This is a genomic window from Salinicoccus sesuvii, assembly GCF_042648145.1.
Taxonomy (GTDB): Bacteria; Bacillota; Bacilli; order Staphylococcales; family Salinicoccaceae; genus Salinicoccus; species Salinicoccus sesuvii.
On sequence record NZ_JBHRWV010000008.1, the window covers coordinates 251371 to 267950 of the forward strand.

The 16580-nt window shown below is 43.1% G+C and carries 19 protein-coding genes; 6 read left to right on the top strand and 13 right to left on the bottom strand.

Features of this window, described 5'->3' with window-relative positions:
- The first annotated feature begins 52 nt into the window (after positions 1–52).
- Complete coding sequence (locus ACFOJ8_RS10225; RefSeq protein ID WP_380656797.1) at positions 53–322, top strand: ion channel; 270 nt, start codon at positions 53–55, stop codon at positions 320–322.
- 15 nt (positions 323–337) lie between these two features.
- On the opposite strand, the gene ACFOJ8_RS10230 is transcribed toward ACFOJ8_RS10225, so the two are convergent.
- Both ACFOJ8_RS10230 and ACFOJ8_RS10235 read right to left on the bottom strand, forming a co-directional pair.
- Complete coding sequence (locus tag ACFOJ8_RS10230) at positions 338–1522, bottom strand: dicarboxylate/amino acid:cation symporter (RefSeq protein WP_380656800.1); 1185 nt, start codon at positions 1520–1522, stop codon at positions 338–340.
- A gap of 90 nt (positions 1523–1612) precedes the next feature.
- A complete protein-coding gene (locus ACFOJ8_RS10235; protein WP_380656803.1) occupies positions 1613–2119 on the bottom strand; it encodes a GNAT family N-acetyltransferase in 507 nt (168 codons plus the stop codon).
- 108 nt (positions 2120–2227) lie between these two features.
- Here ACFOJ8_RS10235 and ACFOJ8_RS10240 point away from each other — a divergent pair, with 108 nt between their 5' ends.
- The gene (locus ACFOJ8_RS10240) at positions 2228–2512 is read left to right on the top strand and encodes a hypothetical protein (protein WP_380656805.1); all 285 of its coding nucleotides are present in this window, start codon (positions 2228–2230) and stop codon (positions 2510–2512) included.
- A 37-nt stretch (positions 2513–2549) separates the two neighbouring features.
- Here the strand turns inward: ACFOJ8_RS10240 and queF are convergent, their stop codons facing one another.
- From queF to queC, 5 genes are all read right to left on the bottom strand, one after another.
- Positions 2550–3038, bottom strand: coding sequence for a preQ(1) synthase (gene queF, locus ACFOJ8_RS10245; protein ID WP_380656807.1), 489 nt, complete (start codon positions 3036–3038; stop codon positions 2550–2552).
- Positions 3039–3155: 117 nt separating this feature from the next.
- Positions 3156–3794 carry a DsbA family oxidoreductase gene (locus ACFOJ8_RS10250; RefSeq protein WP_380656810.1) on the bottom strand — a complete coding sequence of 213 codons (639 nt, stop codon included), beginning with the start codon at positions 3792–3794 and terminating at the stop codon, positions 3156–3158.
- Between the two features lie 77 nt (positions 3795–3871).
- Positions 3872–4591 (bottom strand): 7-carboxy-7-deazaguanine synthase QueE, encoded by a 720-nt coding sequence (gene queE, locus ACFOJ8_RS10255; RefSeq protein WP_380657138.1) that lies wholly within the window; start codon positions 4589–4591, stop codon positions 3872–3874.
- Positions 4588–4998: a 6-carboxytetrahydropterin synthase QueD gene (queD, locus tag ACFOJ8_RS10260; RefSeq protein WP_380656812.1), complete on the bottom strand. Its 411-nt coding sequence runs from the start codon at positions 4996–4998 to the stop codon at positions 4588–4590. Before queD ends, queE begins: the two co-directional genes overlap by 4 nt.
- Positions 4998–5657 (bottom strand): 7-cyano-7-deazaguanine synthase QueC, encoded by a 660-nt coding sequence (gene queC / locus ACFOJ8_RS10265; RefSeq protein WP_380656814.1) that lies wholly within the window; start codon positions 5655–5657, stop codon positions 4998–5000. The genes queD and queC overlap by 1 nt, the downstream gene beginning before the upstream one ends.
- 178 nt (positions 5658–5835) lie before the next feature.
- On the opposite strand from queC, the gene ggt reads away from it, so the two are divergent.
- Complete coding sequence (gene ggt, locus ACFOJ8_RS10270) at positions 5836–7548, top strand: gamma-glutamyltransferase (protein ID WP_380656816.1); 1713 nt, start codon at positions 5836–5838, stop codon at positions 7546–7548.
- Between the two features lie 148 nt (positions 7549–7696).
- Positions 7697–8653 carry an oxygen-dependent tRNA uridine(34) hydroxylase TrhO gene (trhO, locus tag ACFOJ8_RS10275; protein WP_380656819.1) on the top strand — a complete coding sequence of 319 codons (957 nt, stop codon included), beginning with the start codon at positions 7697–7699 and terminating at the stop codon, positions 8651–8653.
- Between the two features lie 44 nt (positions 8654–8697).
- On the opposite strand, the gene ACFOJ8_RS10280 is transcribed toward trhO, so the two are convergent.
- Both ACFOJ8_RS10280 and ACFOJ8_RS10285 read right to left on the bottom strand, forming a co-directional pair.
- On the bottom strand, positions 8698–9684 hold the full coding sequence (locus ACFOJ8_RS10280) for an acrylyl-CoA reductase family protein (RefSeq protein WP_380656821.1): 987 nt from the start codon (positions 9682–9684) through the stop codon (positions 8698–8700).
- 229 nt (positions 9685–9913) lie between these two features.
- Complete coding sequence (locus tag ACFOJ8_RS10285; RefSeq protein ID WP_380659922.1) at positions 9914–10552, bottom strand: O-methyltransferase; 639 nt, start codon at positions 10550–10552, stop codon at positions 9914–9916.
- A 293-nt stretch (positions 10553–10845) separates the two neighbouring features.
- Between ACFOJ8_RS10285 and ACFOJ8_RS10290 the strand changes: the two genes are divergently transcribed.
- Positions 10846–12327 (top strand): MDR family MFS transporter, encoded by a 1482-nt coding sequence (locus ACFOJ8_RS10290; RefSeq protein ID WP_380656826.1) that lies wholly within the window; start codon positions 10846–10848, stop codon positions 12325–12327.
- Between the two features lie 104 nt (positions 12328–12431).
- Here the strand turns inward: ACFOJ8_RS10290 and ACFOJ8_RS10295 are convergent, their stop codons facing one another.
- A complete protein-coding gene (locus ACFOJ8_RS10295; RefSeq protein WP_380656829.1) occupies positions 12432–12626 on the bottom strand; it encodes a YwbE family protein in 195 nt (64 codons plus the stop codon).
- A gap of 203 nt (positions 12627–12829) precedes the next feature.
- Here ACFOJ8_RS10295 and ACFOJ8_RS10300 point away from each other — a divergent pair, with 203 nt between their 5' ends.
- The gene (locus tag ACFOJ8_RS10300) at positions 12830–13318 is read left to right on the top strand and encodes a metal-dependent hydrolase (RefSeq protein WP_380656832.1); all 489 of its coding nucleotides are present in this window, start codon (positions 12830–12832) and stop codon (positions 13316–13318) included.
- A 251-nt stretch (positions 13319–13569) separates the two neighbouring features.
- Here the strand turns inward: ACFOJ8_RS10300 and ACFOJ8_RS10305 are convergent, their stop codons facing one another.
- The 3 genes from ACFOJ8_RS10305 to ACFOJ8_RS10315 form a co-directional block, all read right to left on the bottom strand.
- On the bottom strand, positions 13570–14169 hold the full coding sequence (locus ACFOJ8_RS10305; RefSeq protein WP_380656834.1) for a response regulator transcription factor: 600 nt from the start codon (positions 14167–14169) through the stop codon (positions 13570–13572).
- Positions 14166–15296, bottom strand: a complete 1131-nt coding sequence (locus tag ACFOJ8_RS10310; RefSeq protein WP_380659923.1) for a sensor histidine kinase — start codon at positions 15294–15296, stop codon at positions 14166–14168. The genes ACFOJ8_RS10305 and ACFOJ8_RS10310 overlap by 4 nt, the downstream gene beginning before the upstream one ends.
- A gap of 116 nt (positions 15297–15412) precedes the next feature.
- On the bottom strand, positions 15413–16435 hold the full coding sequence (locus ACFOJ8_RS10315; RefSeq protein WP_380656840.1) for a fatty acid desaturase: 1023 nt from the start codon (positions 16433–16435) through the stop codon (positions 15413–15415).
- Positions 16436–16580 lie beyond the last annotated feature (145 nt).

Sequence of the window (16580 nt, forward strand, 5' to 3'; positions counted from 1 at the left end):
AAGACATAGGCTCTCACTCAATTGGCTCCTTTACTTATATATTTTTACTGTGATGTTCTCCTTATTTCTCATTTTTGCAATCATATACTATATCCTGTCACTTCAGGCACCAATATATATGGATGGCAATGCGGGTGAATCGGTCGATGAATATCACTTCTCTGATGTCCTCTATTATAGCGGCGTTACACTGCTTTCGATTGGTTATGGGGACTACACACCTTTAGGAGTTACACGTTTCCTTTCACTGTTCGAAGGATTCCTTGGGATTGTTGTCCCCTCTGTCATTTTCATTAAAGAAATATCGAGAAATGACACATAGCCGATTCTTCCTAAATCAGTCATTCAACTTCTTCTCATATGCGCTAACGATGCCACTGACTGCACCATCGCCTGTGACATTGGCAGCTGTACCGAAGCTGTCCTGGGCCATATAAAGTGCAATCATGAATGCCACCGCCGCTTCAGTAAAGCCGAGATTACTCATTAGTACCCCACTTGCCGCCATAATTGCACCGCCCGGCACGCCAGGTGCTGCAATCATGACAATACCAAGTAGCATAATGGTACCGAGCATTGTAAAGAAGCCGGGCATTTCGTATGCCGGTAGTACCGTCATAACGGCGATGGAGCAACTGACGATTGTAATTGTACTGCCGGACAAGTGAATATTTGCGCATAACGGAACGACAAAATCTGCAACCCTGCTGCGGATACCGTTCTCCTTCGTCTGCTTCAATGTCACTGGTATGGTGGCTGCGCTACTCATCGTACCGAGTGCTGTAAAATAGGCAGGCATCATTTTCCGAATCATTTTAAACGGGTTTCTGCCAAGCAGTAACCCAGCCGTAGTATACTGTAGAGTGAGCCACACCCAGTGAAGGAGTACTGCTACAAGCAGAACGACACCAAATACAGTGAGCGTATCGAACACAGTACCCTGCGATGCCATTCCAGCAAATACACCCGCAATATAGAATGGCAGAATGGGAATAACGACTCTCTCTATAAGGAACTCTACAATATTCTTACCCTCTTCAAACCACTTGGCCATAAGTTCTGACTTTGTAAGTGTAATGACGATACCAAATGCAAATGCCAACACAAGTGCTGTAAGAATCTCCATAAGTGGTGCAATTTCGAATTCAAAAAACGGTTCGAGTCCAGCGCCTTCGGCTGGTACACTACCACCGTCTGTGATGCGAGGCATAACTGCTCTCGCTACCAAGTAAGCCATAATACCGGCACCGAGTGTAGAAATATATGCTGTCCCAAGTGTGACACCAACCAATTTACCTGACCCTACTCCAATCTTCGAAATACCATCTGCAATAAAGAAAAGAATAATCAATGGGATCATGAAAAATATAAAACTGCCGAGGATTGATTCCAAAGTAACCAGCAACCGCACCATAAATTCGAGGACTGAAGCTACTCCCCCTGAAACATCAACTCCATAGTAAAGACCGCCAATACCGATGCCGACTGCAATTCCTGCAACTAGTCTAAGTATTAATTTCACTTAAATACCTCCTTGTCTGAAAAATATACTCCTCCATGCTACTATACATACTCATTAGAAAACCACTAAATATATGTGTCCTCTTAACATTCAATCAAAAGTCTTCTCATAGGCGACGTACCAGTCATCCTCATTATCATCCAGGTTCAGTTTTCCTTTGAATTGATATCCGTTCCTCTCGAACTGCTTCTGCATCTTTTCATTCTCCAAAGATGTATCCGTATGGATGCCGCCATAACCTTCGGCCCTGATATACCCCTCTACTGCCTCCATCATCTTGCGCGCGATGCCGTGCCCCTGCTTTGATGGATCAACTGCCATACGATGCATTACTTTGCTGTTATCACGAGTGAGCTCCCATGGTATATCGTCGTAAGGGTATGGATGATCGTCATCTACTACAACAAAACTGACTATAGTACCAGCGTCTTCATAAACGTAAAGAGAACCGGCATCAATATCTTTGCCGAACCGCTCCCTATTAGGATATTCATCACTCCATTGGGTATTTCCTGCCTCCACCATCAAGGGTACAACCTTCTCCTTTATCTGCATGATGGCATCAAGATCTTCGTGTGAAGCTTTTCTAATACTCATATGTATCTCTCCATTTTTGAACAATTCACTATTTTCGATTTTTATAGCGACATCGTTTTATTATAGTGTATAATGTAGGTGGATATAAATACAGAGGGGATTTAAAACATGCTGAAATTTGATAAAAATACTATACCATATCATATTACGAATCTCATATTCTATATTTTCACGCTTGCCGTTATCGCACTCATTTATGTATATGTCTTCTATCCACCATTAGCCGATGTCGCTACCCAGGAGTTTTTTGAAGGTTTCGGTCTTCGTGAATTCGGCGGGTTACTTTTCTTTCTTCTATTGATCATTACACCTCTGCTTGTACTATATGGTGCCATATATCATTTATTCAGACTCATTAATTTCAACAGAACAGAAGGTACAACCTCACAATAAAAGGAGCCCAAAAGGGCTCCTTTTATTGTGAGGCATTTTAACGATTATCGACTTTTTCCGGATACATATCATGATTCATCATACGGTAGTCTGCCATTTCGGCATACTTCGTACCTTCTCTGCCGTAGTTACAGTAAGGATCTATCGAAATTCCACCCCGTGGCGTGAACTTCCCCCATACCTCAATGTATTTCGGATCCATCAAAGTGATCAAATCATCCATTATCATATTAACACTGCTCTCATGGAAACCTCCATGGTTTCTGTAACTGAACAGATAGAGTTTCAGTGCTTTACTTTCCACCATTTTGACATCCGGAATATAGCTGATGTATAGAGTCGCAAAGTCCGGTTGGCTCGTTATGGGACATAACGTAGTGAATTCAGGACAGTTGAATTTGACAAAATAGTCACGCCCAGGGTATTTATTATCGAACGTCTCCAATACTTCAGGATTATAGTTAAAGTCATATGTTACATTCTGATTACCAAGCAGGCTTAAATCCTGCGTATTTTCTCCACTCATAGTTCTTTCTCCTTTTGTGAAATGGTACAGTGTACCGAATTTTACACCGTTTCATTACACCCTAGTTTTTTATAGAGGGTCTAGCTAAGTACCTCTAAATCAAAGCATTTCGACCTACTATTCTTCTTCCATTTGAACTTGCTTCAGTGCTTCAAGAAATTTTTCTGCTGGCTGTGCACCAGAGACACTGTATTTACGATTAAAAACGACATACGGCACACCTTGGACACCGAGCTGTTTGCTTTCATTGTGATCACTAATGACTGCTTCCTTGTAATCGTCAGTAGGAAGCATGCTTTCCACATTAGAAGTCTCAATACCAATCTCGCTTGCAATCTCAAGTAATGTTTCTTTATCTGCCACATTTCTATTATCTATAAAATAGGCTTTGTAAAGTTGCTCGAGGGCAGACGCCTCTTTCTCCTCTGTTTTAGCCAATTTTACTAGACGATGAGCATCCATTGTATTGGAAGGTATCACCGTATCCAAATTGAATTCTAAACCAATGGCTCTAGCAGCTTCAGTGATTTGCACATTCATCTGTTTGGCTTCTTCGACACTTGTGCCGTATTTTTTAGCTAGCAGCTCCACTGATGTCTCTTCGGGTTGTTTTGGCGCTGTTGGATCTAGACGAAAGCTTTTATAAATTACTTCCACCTGATTCGCCTCATCAAATTGGGATAATGCTGTTTCAAAGTTACGTTTGCCAATATAGCAGAACGGACATGCTACATCGGACCATATTTCTATTTTCATGACCACGCCTCCTGTATTCTGTATTCGATACATATTATATCAGGCTTCACATGCTTTCTTCTAAAAACTGCCTGTAGTTAGACACCCTGTTTGTTACTCCAGAGAAGTGTATGGAGCTGGGGCAGCACTCTTGCATCATTCATCCGGGAATCGGCCATTGTCATGTCGACGAGGGTCTCATAGCGTTCGAGCAATCTTGACGTATGATTGTCGACATTATCCCCAAGAAATGGATTGCCTACTTGAAGATAGAAATCCACATTCGGGTATTTCTGATGCACATACGCAGCATACTCAAAGTCCTTCTCATCAAAAACAACTACTTTGAGATTATATTGTGCAGTACCTTGATCCAATCCTTTCATCACTTGTTCGAGTTTTTCAAAATCAGTAATCATCCCGGAACTCGGCGGTTTAGGACTGATTGTAACATCGTCGATTTCACTGAGCCACTCCTGAAATACTGTGCCCTGTGTTTCGACCGCCAGTCTGATTCCTCTACGTTTGGCCTCGGTGACAAAGCTCTGCATATTTTTCAACAGTGCGGGATTACCACCAGAAATCGTTACATGATTATAATTGCCACCCGCGAGATCATCGAGAGTTTTGATAATTTCATCCGCAGTCATCATACGTATGTTTTCCTTCTGGCTACCATCCCACGTGAAAGCTGAATCGCACCAGCTACAGCTATAGTCGCATCCGGCTGTCCTTACGAACATTGTCTTCTGTCCGATGACCGCACCTTCTCCCTGGAAAGTGGGGCCAAAAATTTCAAGTACGGGTACTTTCATTATTTCCTGTGCTCCTTTGGTCTATAGACGACATAACTTGTCGGTGTTTCACGCAGATAGATCTGCAAACAAACTGGACGATTGTCCAATTGTGCAATGAATGTCTCAACCATATTATATATTGTTTCCGCAAGTGTTTCGGATGTCGGTGGAATTGTTTCAAAGCGTTCATGTTCGTTCAGCAGTGTGTGGTCGAATGCATCACTGATCAGTGATTTGAGTGTTGAGAAATTGACTAGAAAACCGAGATCATCTAGTTGATCCCCGGCAAGAGTGATATTGACGAAATAAGTGTGTCCGTGCACCCTACTACATTTCCCTGCTCTTTCGTCGGGTACGTAGTGAGCTGCGGAGAAGTTCAAATCTTTATTGAGTTCGTACTGGTAATCGTGTGATGGTGTCTGGTACATCATCGTGCCTCCTTCTCATTCAAGTGTGCTTCGAGTCCCGCATTTCTAAGCTGGCATGCCGGACATTCCCCACAACCATCTCCAATAATGCCCTCATAGCATGTCAGTGTCTTCTTTCTTACGTAGTCGAGCTTCCCGTATTTATCGGCAAGTGCCCATGTCTCTTTTTTGTCGAGCCACATTAGAGGGGTCTCTATTACGAAATCGCGATCCATTGCCAAATTAGCAGTAACATTCATCGATTTAATAAAGACATCCCGGCAATCTGGATAACCGCTGAAATCCGTTTCACACACCCCTGTAATAATCGTTTTAGCGCCAACCTGATAAGCTATTGCCGAAGCAAAAGACAAAAAAAGCATATTCCGCGCAGGCACGAATGTATTTGGTACGCCTGCTGCTTCATCCGTCGTGATGTCCATGCTGTGATCAGTCAGAGCATTCGGACTCAGTTGTCCTAGTAGCGACATGTCTAAAATGCGATGTTTTAGACCCTGTTCTTCTGCAATGCTTTTTGCGACTTCTATTTCTGCATTATGACGTTGTCCATAGTTGAAGGTAACGAGTTCTACTTCATCGTAATTCGCCATGGCATGGAACATGCATGTTGTACTGTCTTGCCCACCGGAAAAAACAACAATTGCCTTATGTCTATCCATACATCATCCACCTCTTATCTTTCAATATCCAATTATATGATTCTACCAATTTTCGTAGTGAATTTCCACTATCCAATTCTTATATTGATCTGCTCCAATACTGCGGATGGTTTAAAATCCATGTTTTTAGGATATACATTTATAACGTTATATAGAAGTAGAACAGGAGAGGTGAATCATGACGAATATCGAAGACATCTTTAAAGTCCAGAAGCAACATTATAATACTGAAAAACAGATTGAAGGAGATACAGGTTCCTATGGTATGGTTGCAAGTGCCATCCAGGAAGCGACAGAAGCAGGCAACAAGATGCTTCAAGAAGGTGGTAATGCGTTCGATGCAATAATTGCAGTCCAGCTTGCCCTTGCGGTTGTTGAAGGGATGAATACGGGGATAGGTGCTGGCGGTTTTATCATATGTTACGACAAGGAGAAAGAAGAAACCAAAGTAGTCAATTCACATTCCAGGTCTCCAGCTGAACTGGAAAAGGATCATTTCGTCGATGAGTCTGGCGAAGTTATCCCTTTCGATGTACGTTCAACACATGGTACAGCTGTCGGTGTACCGGGAATCATGAAAGGTCTATCATATCTACATGAAAATTATGGCACACTCCCGCTTGAAACATTGATTGAACCTGCCATCGAACTCGCAGAATCTGAGTTCCGTGTAAATTCTCTGTGGGAACGTACACTTGAACTGTTTTCTCATCGTCTTGGTGAAGAAGCACGTAAGATGTTCATGCCTGACGGTAAGCTTCTTAAAGAAGGCGACACCATCGTGCAGTCGGAACTCGCCAATACTCTCAAAATTATTAGAGATAAAGGATTCGATGCCGTCTACGAGGGAGAGATTGCCGAGGCAATTGTCGACGCTGTTCAGTCACATGGCGGTGTCATGACTCGTCAGGATTTGATTAACTATCACGTCAAACTGGAAGAACCACTATGGAGTAACTATAAAGGATACGACATTGCCATGCCTGCACCACCAAGTGGAGGTGGTATTGCTGTCGCCCAGCAGCTAAAAATACTAGAAGACCTCGATATCGCCCAATATGATTCAAATTCACCTGAAAAATATCACCTGCTTGCACAGACTATGCAATTGGCGCTTGCTGATAAGAATACGCATATTGGCGACGCGGATTTTCATGAGCTGCCAATCGATGGTTTGTTGCACCCTGAGTATATTGAGGAACGCAGAGCACTGATTTCAACCGAGGACCGAGCTCAAACTTATGTTCATGGAGATCCATGGAAATACCAAGAAGGTAGAGATGGTGTTAGTGAAGTAGACCAATATGTCGACAACGAAGGATTTGAAACCACACATTTCACAGCTGTGGATCAGTGGGGCAACGTTGCTGCTTGTACCTCATCGATTGAACGTATTTACGGTTCTGGCATCATGGTACCAGGATACGGGTTCCTAATGAATAATGATTTGACCGACTTTGAAGCAGAACCCAATCAGGTGAATGAACCAAATGGACACAAGTATCCTACAAGCTCCAAATGCCCGACCATACTATTCCATGAAGGCAAGCCCTTCTTCACTCTAGGATCTCCAGGGGCACAGACGATTGTCGCTTCAGTAGCACAGACCATCATAAACGTTATCGATTATAATATGACACTCGATGAAGCTATTGATGCAGCGAGAATCTATGTAACTCGGGATCTTGGAACCCAGTGGCAGGATAAATTAGACGACAGCGTCCTAGAATCTCTCGAGGAGATCGGCTATCATTTCGACCAGTCGTTTAAGGAAGAGACAGCGGATACTCGTATCGGGGATGTCCAGGCGATTATGATTGATCATTCCGATGACCATAAACTTTACGGAGCTGCCGATTCTCCACGACCTGGTGATGCAGAAGGGCTGTAATAACAACAAATTGAACTTTTCTTGACAAGTGTGAAAAGTCCTTTCAAATGCAATGGTAAATTGGTATAATAAACCATTGCATGAAGGGCTTTTTTTCATGCAGCTATCAGGTATATCCTGCAAATATAATTGATAGGTGGAAAATGAAATGAAATATCAAGTTTTACTCTATTATTACTACAATCACATTGAAGATCCAGACGCCTTCGCCACGGAGCACCTTGAATTGTGCAAAAGCATGAATCTTAAAGGACGTATCCTTGTTGCCAATGAGGGCATAAATGGCACAGTTTCGGGCACGGTCGAAGATACAGAGAGATACATGGATTACATGAAGACTCATCCCCTTTTTGAGAATATCGTATTCAAAATCGATGAATCTGAAGGGCATACTTTTAAGAAGATGCATGTTCGACCGAGACCTGAGCTTGTCAATCTCAGTCTAGAAAATGATATCAATCCTCATGAAATTACAGGGGAGTATGTAGAACCTGAAGATTTCTTCAAGCAAATGCAGGATGACAATACTATCGTTCTTGACGCAAGAAACACTTACGAATATGATGTCGGACATTTCCGTGGTGCTATCCGCCCCGATGTTGAGACCTTTCGTGACCTACCCAAGTGGGTGGAGGAAAACCGTGAAATGCTTGATGGTAAACGTATCCTGACATACTGTACCGGCGGCATTCGCTGTGAGAAATTCTCAGGCTGGTTAAAGCGTGAAGGCTTCGATGATGTCGGTCAACTCCATGGTGGAATCGCTACCTACGGTAAAGATCCAGTAGCCAAAGGACAGAACTGGGACGGGATGATGTATGTTTTCGATGAGCGCCTGACAGTTCCAGTCAACCAGGTCGAACACAATGTTGTTGGGCGTGACCATTTCGACGGCACCCCTTGCGAGCGTTACATCAACTGCGCCAATCCTGACTGCAATGCTCAAATTCTTGCTTCAGAAGAAAACGAAGCCAGGCACCTCGGTGGTTGTTCTCTGGAGTGTACAAAGCACCCGCGGAACAGATATATTATTGAAAATGAATTATCCGAAGCGCATGTTGCTGCTCAGATTAAAACCCTCGAAGAAAAGACATTTGCCAAATAGAACAAACACCCTTCATCCAATCCATTATGGATGAAGGGTGTTTTTTAGAATTTAACAATTACACGACCACGAACATCGCCTTTAAGAATATCGTTTAGTGTATCAGGAAGTTCTTCCAGTGTCGCTTCATATGCAATATGTGTTTCCAATGCAGAAGGTTTCAGATCATCTGCAAGACGATCCCACACTTTCAAGCGATGCTCCATTGGATAATTTACAGAGTCGATGCCGAGCCAGTTGATGGCACGAGAGATGAAAGGCAGAACAGTCGTTTCCACTTCAATACCTCCGGCGAGACCACATGTCGCAACCGAACCACCATAGTCGAGGCTACTCAAAATATATTGGAGCGTTTTGCCGCCGACAGGATCGACCGCAGCTTTCCACTGTCTTTTCCTCGTCGACTTTCCATCTTCATCAGTTACTTCATCCCGGTGAATTACTGTATCCGCCCCAAGAGATTTCAGATACTCTGCTTCTTCTGTGCGTCCGGTACTGGCGACTACACTGTAGCCCCTGTCAGCAAGCATGTTGATTGCCAAGCTACCTACACCGCCACTTGCCCCATCAACGAGCACTTTACCTGGGCCCGGCTCCAGTCCGTTCTCTTCGAGTCGTTGCACGCAGAGTGCTGCAGTAAAACCGGCAGTACCCAGCTCCATTGACTCCTTCAGACTCATTCCATCTGGCAGAGGTACAACCCATTCTGACGGTATTCTCGCGACTTCACTGAAGCCACCGCTATGGCGCGTACCGATATGATAGCTCGTCGCAATCACTTCATCACCTTCTTTGAAGCGATCATCTTCAGATGACATTACTATGCCTGCAAGATCAATTCCTGGAATGATTGGGAAAGTTTCTGCAATGGCGCCTTTCACTGCCACCATACCATCTTTATAATTGACACTGGAGTAGGCGACTTTGATTGTCACTTCCCCTTCCGATAGGTCATCCATCCCAAGTTCTTTTATCTCCATTTTTGTCTCTTCATTGTGCTTATCTACAACTAATGCTTTAAACTTTTCCATAAGCCGCCTCCTCAATATAGATACAAAACTTCAATGCTTACACTATACCCGTGAAACCATTGGCTTATCCATGATATTACTTCTCAGTTTTGTAATTCAAGAAATCAAATCATCATTCTTAGGATCAAAAGCTGACTCGATAAAAAATGAGATGGATTTCTGTACAACTAACCCCTGATTACAATACACATAAGCATATTGTAATCAGGGGTTAATTTGTTACATATATCTAATCAAGAACGGCTATGACGAATCCATCATGCCCACTACTACCGACTGTTTGGACTGCTGTTGCATCGACTCGGGGATGTTCTGACAGTATTTGCATAAATCGCTGCATTTTAGGACACGTTGTCTCTTCCGCTTCAAACGTCTCCAGTATTTTGCGTTCTGTTACAATAACAGAACCACTCTTAGCCATGGAGATTGCACCTTCTAGATAATCCGGATAATGTTGCTGATTTGCATTAATGTATATGAAATCAAAACGCGGGTATCCTTTCTCCAGTAATTTCGGCAATGTTTCCTCTGCAGATGTACCAATTATCTCGATTTTGTCATCCAACCCAGCAGTTTCGATGTGCTTGAGCGCTTTTTCTGCATATTCCGGATTGGGCTCGATTGTTGCCATCCGCCCTTCTTCAGGCAATACTTTACCGAGCCATAGTGTACTGTAGCCATCTAACGTTCCTATTTCCAATACCGTTTTAGCACCTTTGATTCTCGCCAACAGTTGAAGGAATTTTCCTTGACCGTTGGTTGCTTCTGTTCTTTCTTCGTCATTTTCGAGAATTCCTGTCATTACTTCATCTTCAGCATTCAGTTGTGAAGTAAAATAAGCGTCCACATCATTCCAAAGTTTGGACATGTCGAATAGTTCGCCCCCGTAGATTTTAGTTAGTTTTTAGCACGTCTTCATATTTTCCGAATATTTAATAAACATACTGTAGTCCCGCATACTACACTAAAATATCATGAACCGCAAATAATATCCGACCTTCTCTTCGGGAGGTTAAATTGCTAAAAGCCCGACAGAGAGGGGACAAAGCCATTTGTGAGATTCAAGCATAATCCTTGTATTATCTGTATGTGCGTAATAACATAATCAAATGCAGTCATAGATTTATGTCTTCAAATCAAATACATATAGGAGAACAACTCATGGAGAATAATTCATCCCCACAATACGAATATTTATCAGATAACCCGAATATCAAGACTTTACCCATCATGCTCTCCCTAATTATTGGTGCATTTTTTGCGATATTGAATGAAACGCTGCTAAACATCGCTTTAACCACGCTAATGGAACAATTTGATGTCACATTACCGACCGTACAGTGGATGGCCACGGGCTTCATGCTTGTTATGGGAATCGTTATTCCAGTTTCGGCACTTTTAATACAATGGTTTTCAACACGTCAGCTTTTCCTTGGTACCATGATCGTGTTCACTGCGGGTACTATCATTGCAGCCTCAGCTCCGACATTCGGCATACTACTTGCAGGCCGCATGATCCAGGCGGTCGGCACCGGGATGCTGATGCCAATCATGTTCAATGTGTTCTTACTTATGTATCCACCCCATAAACGCGGGAAAATAATGGGGATGGTTGGTCTAGTCATCATGTTCGCCCCGGCCATTGGCCCGACACTTTCAGGAGTGATTGTAGAATATCTTGGGTGGAGGTTTCTGTTCATTTCAGTCATTCCATTCTCGCTATTCTCAATCGTGTTCGCATTCTTTTTCCTAGTCAACGTATCAGAAGTCACACGTCCCAAAATTGACATATTATCCATTGTCTTCTCAACTGTTGGTTTTGGCGCCACCATTTTTGGTTTCAGTTCCGTAGGAGAGAGCGATTCAGGTTTCATGAGCGTTGACGTTCTCCTACCCATCATCGCTGGACTCATCGGTATCTCCTTGTTCGTTTACCGACAATTGAAACTCGATGAACCGATTATGGATCTTAGAGTCTTCAAATATCCAATGTATCGGCATGCTATCATCATGTTCCTGATTATCGTCATGACGATGTTTGCATCAGAAATCATTCTACCGATATACATGCAAGGACCGCTGGCATTAAGTGCCGCAACCGCCGGGTTACTTTTACTTCCAGGAAGCTTGCTAAACGGTGCACTTTCTCCTTTTATGGGCCAACTTTTCGATAAAGTAGGACCTAGACCGATGATGATTCCGGCGACGCTCATCCTGACAGGTACGATGTTTATGATGAGCAGACTTGATACCAATACTTCTATATGGGTCATCGTCATCAGCTTCATGCTTCTAATGATTTCTGTTTCGGCGATTATGATGCCGGCCCAGACGAACGGTCTCAATCAATTACCTAAAAACATGTACCCTCACGGCACTGCTGTCGTATCCACTCTTCAGCCGCTGGCTGGTGCAATCGGGGTCTCTGTATTTATCAGTATACTGAATGCCAGGCAAGCAAGCGTTCTGTCAAGTTCGGAAACACCAAATGATCCAGCTACAATCAATCAGGCTATGGTCGCAGGAGTTGAACTTGTTTATTTCATCGGGTTCATCATCTCAATCGTTGCATTCCTGATGGCGCTACGTGTGTACCGAGCGCGACCGGACGATATGTCTAATTCTCAGGCAGAAGCAAAATAACATTATAGGACATATTTAAAGCCCCTGAATGATGACACCTTAAAGTGTGGTCATTCAGGGGCTTTCTTCAACAATTTCATGCATGTAATAAGTTCAATCTACTACTACTCAATTATTTCTTTCACCCTGCCAACGATACCGCTCTCAAGTTTTACTTTAATGCCGTGCGGATGCATCGCTGAATTCGTCAATAGCCTGGCGACAACTCCTTCTGTCAATTCGCCTGAGCGCTGGTCTTGCTTTTGCACTACTTTCACTTTTGAGCCCGGTTTAATATCGTTTCTCCTCGTTCCGTCCATATCGTATTCCTCCTCATTCTTTATCATCCATCATAACATGACAGTCTAAAAATTGACGTACAACAGTGTCTATTAAAATTTGTCATAAATCACACATATGTTCACAAATAGTGAACAAATTCTTATTTAATGTTATAGAAATACAGATAAATTGCATATAATGTATTATAATTATACTTCACCCTAAATAAGGAGGTCACTTCATGACTGGAAAAACACATATCTTGGGTGGCATTGCTGCCAGTTTGGCCGTCGCCCATACAGCAAACGAAAACCCGCTGGTCATGGTTGGTGCGGGAATCGTCGGTGCCCTCCTGCCGGACATCTGCCATAGTGGTAGCCTGATCGGCAAGAAGCTTCCGATTATCTCCAGAATAATCAACTTTATATTTGGACATAGGACTTTTACCCATAGTCTATTATTTCTTGTACTTGTATCGTTTCTAATTGACCATTTCTTCCCGAACGATGTACTTAAATACGGTCTTCTAACAGGTATGGTCAGCCACTACATACTGGACATGGCGACAAAGCGCGGAATCAAACTGTTCTTTCCGCTCAGTCTAACGGTCCGATTCCCTCTGACTACCCGTACCGGGAGCAAAGTTGAGAGTTTGGTCTTCAGCATACTCACACTCGTTTCTTTCTATTTCGGATATCAGTCCCTCAACTGGTTCGATATCGGATTCTAATTAGTATGGACCGAGGTATTCATGACAGTTTGAAAACCGTCAAGTAATCCTCTAAGTTAGATACAATTTCTAAGCTTAGGCTATCTATATAAAATGAGTCGGCACACTGCCGAACTCATTTTTAATTTTGCCTTTATACGTTGCATATTTAACTTGTAGTGTTCTAACCCGTTTTTAAGTGAGTGATAGATCGCAACACTGACCTGAATGCATTAGTAGCTAACGGGCTATCTGTAAGTATGCTCGGATATCTACTTCAGCCATCCCTTCTCTTCGGCTTTAGATATGGCTTCGATACGATTATCGACATCAAGCTTATCTAGTATGATGGATACGTAATTTCTCACTGTACCATTAGTAAGGTGCAGTTCTTTTGCGATGGCTTTTGTCGTTTTCCCCTCAGTAAGAAGCTGGAGGATTTCTATTTCCCTTACAGTCAGTGGGTTGGAAGCTTCAAAAGCGACGTCTATAAGCTCAGGTGAATAGATCCGTTTGCCTGTCATGATCTGCCTGATCGACTGTGCCAATGTTTCACTGGAACTATCTTTCAGCAGGTAGCCGCTTACTTTCGCTTTCTTAGCACGCTCAAAATAGCCGGGGCGCGCGAATGTCGTCAGTATAGCAACCTTACAAGATGTCCCGATTAGATTCTCCGCTGCCTCAAGCCCTGTCATGACAGGCATTTCAATATCCATTAGGCAGATATCTGGCGCCATCTTATCAACAAGCTCCAAAGCCTCCGCCCCATTCGACACTTGACCAACAACAGTGATATCATCTTCAAGATCGAGCAGCGCGGCAAGTGCACCTCTTAAAAGGTTCTGATCTTCAGCCAGCACAATACGGATCATTCCCATCCCTCCTCAATCTGCTTCAATACTTTCGGTATCGCAATATTAATTTCAAATCCTTCTTTGCTGTTCGTAGTGTGCATTGTGCCATTGACAAAGGACAAACGCTCCTTCATCCCTTGCAGCCCATGCCCAGGCTTTACCTCACCCGTCACGCCTGTACCGTTATCCATAACTTTAAGTAGTATGTCTTGGTTTGTATCGACCAGCTCAATGACACAAAGCTGTGCCCGGCTATGCTTCACTACGTTTGTCACCGCCTCTTTCAAGCACATACTAAGTACGTTCTCAATAAGTACCGGCATCTGCTCGAAAGATCCTTCCACATTAATATCGTAGCGTATCTGTGCCGCATCCATCAGCTTTCTAACATGTACCATCTCGTTTTTAAGACTCACTTGCTTCATATCACTAATCATTTCCCTGACTTCTTTTAGCGCCTGTCTTGATGCAGATTCTATATCTCGAAGTTCAGCTTTCGCCGCTTCCTGATCCTTATCTATTAGTTTCCTTGACAGTTCACTTTTAAGACCAATCATCGATAGCTTCTGCCCGAGCGTATCATGCAGGTCGCGTGCAATTCTATGTCGCTCCTCTACAATCGCAAGTTCTGCAATCTTAAGGTTGGCATCTTCGAGCTTCGATTCTAGTTCCTCTTGCTTCAGCCGGTTGTACTGGCTGATTGGTAGAAGAATGACCCCGAGCACTGTCATAATAAGAAACGGTAGATGAATGAGCAGCAGTGTATAGTTGTAGAAGAAACTGAATGTAACCGCAGCAACTGTCGTCACCAAATGGATGACATACATAGAGACGAAACCAGCCTTGCTACTAATATTGCCTACAAAGAAGGCAATGAACAGGGCGAAATATACGTAGCCGTACAACACAGTCATGACAATATTAATACAGAAGAGAAGACTCAATCCAATATAGACCATGGGGCCTTTTGTATTGAATGTCAGCCAGTATACCGTAAAGAACATCATAGTCATGACGCTGCCGAAGATAACCTCCCACATCGATGTCGAGCGGAATATGAAATAAAAAGGCAGCACACAGAAAATGATCCATATATATAGGCTCAGCCCCGTATTCTTTGGAAAAATATGATACCAGTCACGCATATAAATTCATCCCCCGCTCCGTTTTCTACTTCTTCAGTTTAACAGTTTTGTATCTTAATAGATGGGTACAAATCAAAAAAACCTCCTGGTTTAGCAGGAGGATTGGTTCTCATTCATCAATCTGTACTTGCATGCTGCTTAGCACTCATTTTTGCTTTCATCTCACGGAAAGTGACGAATGTCTTTTCCTTCTCATCGTAGAGGCGGAATTTAATTGATTCGAGACTGGATTTCAGTGTGATTGTCGTTGCTTGATGGAGAGGTGGCGTACTCTCGTGTGCTTTCTCGAGTGAGTAGTTCGGTACTCTTGGTGCCAGATGGTGTACATGGTGATAGCCGATGCTGCCTGTCATCCATTCTAGCCACTTCGGCAACTTGTAGTAGGAGCTACCATCAACCGCAGCTTTTACGTAATCCCATTCCGCTTCATTCTCAAAGTAGGAGTCTTCAAACTGATGCTGGACGTAAAATAACCAGATGCCGAGCATACCTGCAACATAGATGATCGGCAATTGGACCATCAAGAGCACGTGCCAGCCGAGCGTAAAGCCGATCAAGCAATAGATTGCAACGATTGATACGTTTATCAAGTAGGTGTTCATACGTTCCTTCTTTTTCGCACCCTTACGGTTAAAGCGGTTGTCGTAAAGGAATAGGGACAATGGCCCAAGTCCGAACATGATGAGTGGGTTTCTGTATAATCTGTACTTTAGCCTTTCTAGTTTACCAGCCTGTTCATATTCTTCGACAGTCATGACCCAGATATCACCGATACCACGCTTATCAAGATTACCGCTCGTTGCATGGTGGATTGAGTGCTCACGTTTCCACTTTTCAAACGCAAAATGTGTGATGATGCCAGTCAGCGTTCCAAAGAATGTATTCCACTTCTTGCTTTTGAAAAATGATTGGTGAGCGCAGTCGTGGAATATGATGAACGAACGGATCATAAACCCTGCAGCACCAATGCTGAATACCAGACTGAGCATAAATGATATGTTGAGCGACTGATACGCTAGAAACCATAGAACGAAAAATGGAAGAATTGTATTGAATAGTTGGATAATACTTGCCCGCGTCTGTGATTTGGCAAACGGCATGACGGCTTTCCTGAGCTGTGCTTGTTTCTCTTTCGACATGCGGAAAAACCCCTTTTCTGAATTATTGTCTTCATTGTAATTGAGATCGCCTATGTCTCGTAGAAGCAAGTGTCAGTAAAAACATATGACATTTGTCATTTATGCCAAAGGAGAAGGAGACTTCTTTCCTCATTTGTGTGATTAT

Bases quoted from the DNA above. Each gene is read 5' to 3' on its own strand.
- ACFOJ8_RS10225 (WP_380656797.1), top strand. From the start codon at position 53: ATGTTCTCCTTATTTCTCATTTTTGCAATCATATACTATATCCTGTCA.
- ACFOJ8_RS10235 (WP_380656803.1), bottom strand. From the start codon at position 2,119: ATGAGTATTAGAAAAGCTTCACACGAAGATCTTGATGCCATCATGCAG.
- ACFOJ8_RS10240 (WP_380656805.1), top strand. From the start codon at position 2,228: ATGCTGAAATTTGATAAAAATACTATACCATATCATATTACGAATCTC.
- queF (WP_380656807.1), bottom strand. From the start codon at position 3,038: ATGAGTGGAGAAAATACGCAGGATTTAAGCCTGCTTGGTAATCAGAAT.
- ACFOJ8_RS10250 (WP_380656810.1), bottom strand. From the start codon at position 3,794: ATGAAAATAGAAATATGGTCCGATGTAGCATGTCCGTTCTGCTATATT.
- queD (WP_380656812.1), bottom strand. From the start codon at position 4,998: ATGTACCAGACACCATCACACGATTACCAGTACGAACTCAATAAAGAT.
- queC (WP_380656814.1), bottom strand. From the start codon at position 5,657: ATGGATAGACATAAGGCAATTGTTGTTTTTTCCGGTGGGCAAGACAGT.
- ggt (WP_380656816.1), top strand. From the start codon at position 5,836: ATGACGAATATCGAAGACATCTTTAAAGTCCAGAAGCAACATTATAAT.
- trhO (WP_380656819.1), top strand. From the start codon at position 7,697: ATGAAATATCAAGTTTTACTCTATTATTACTACAATCACATTGAAGAT.
- ACFOJ8_RS10280 (WP_380656821.1), bottom strand. From the start codon at position 9,684: ATGGAAAAGTTTAAAGCATTAGTTGTAGATAAGCACAATGAAGAGACA.
- ACFOJ8_RS10285 (WP_380659922.1), bottom strand. From the start codon at position 10,552: ATGTCCAAACTTTGGAATGATGTGGACGCTTATTTTACTTCACAACTG.
- ACFOJ8_RS10290 (WP_380656826.1), top strand. From the start codon at position 10,846: ATGGAGAATAATTCATCCCCACAATACGAATATTTATCAGATAACCCG.
- ACFOJ8_RS10295 (WP_380656829.1), bottom strand. From the start codon at position 12,626: ATGGACGGAACGAGGAGAAACGATATTAAACCGGGCTCAAAAGTGAAA.
- ACFOJ8_RS10300 (WP_380656832.1), top strand. From the start codon at position 12,830: ATGACTGGAAAAACACATATCTTGGGTGGCATTGCTGCCAGTTTGGCC.
- ACFOJ8_RS10305 (WP_380656834.1), bottom strand. From the start codon at position 14,169: ATGATCCGTATTGTGCTGGCTGAAGATCAGAACCTTTTAAGAGGTGCA.
- ACFOJ8_RS10310 (WP_380659923.1), bottom strand. From the start codon at position 15,296: ATGCGTGACTGGTATCATATTTTTCCAAAGAATACGGGGCTGAGCCTA.
- ACFOJ8_RS10315 (WP_380656840.1), bottom strand. From the start codon at position 16,435: ATGTCGAAAGAGAAACAAGCACAGCTCAGGAAAGCCGTCATGCCGTTT.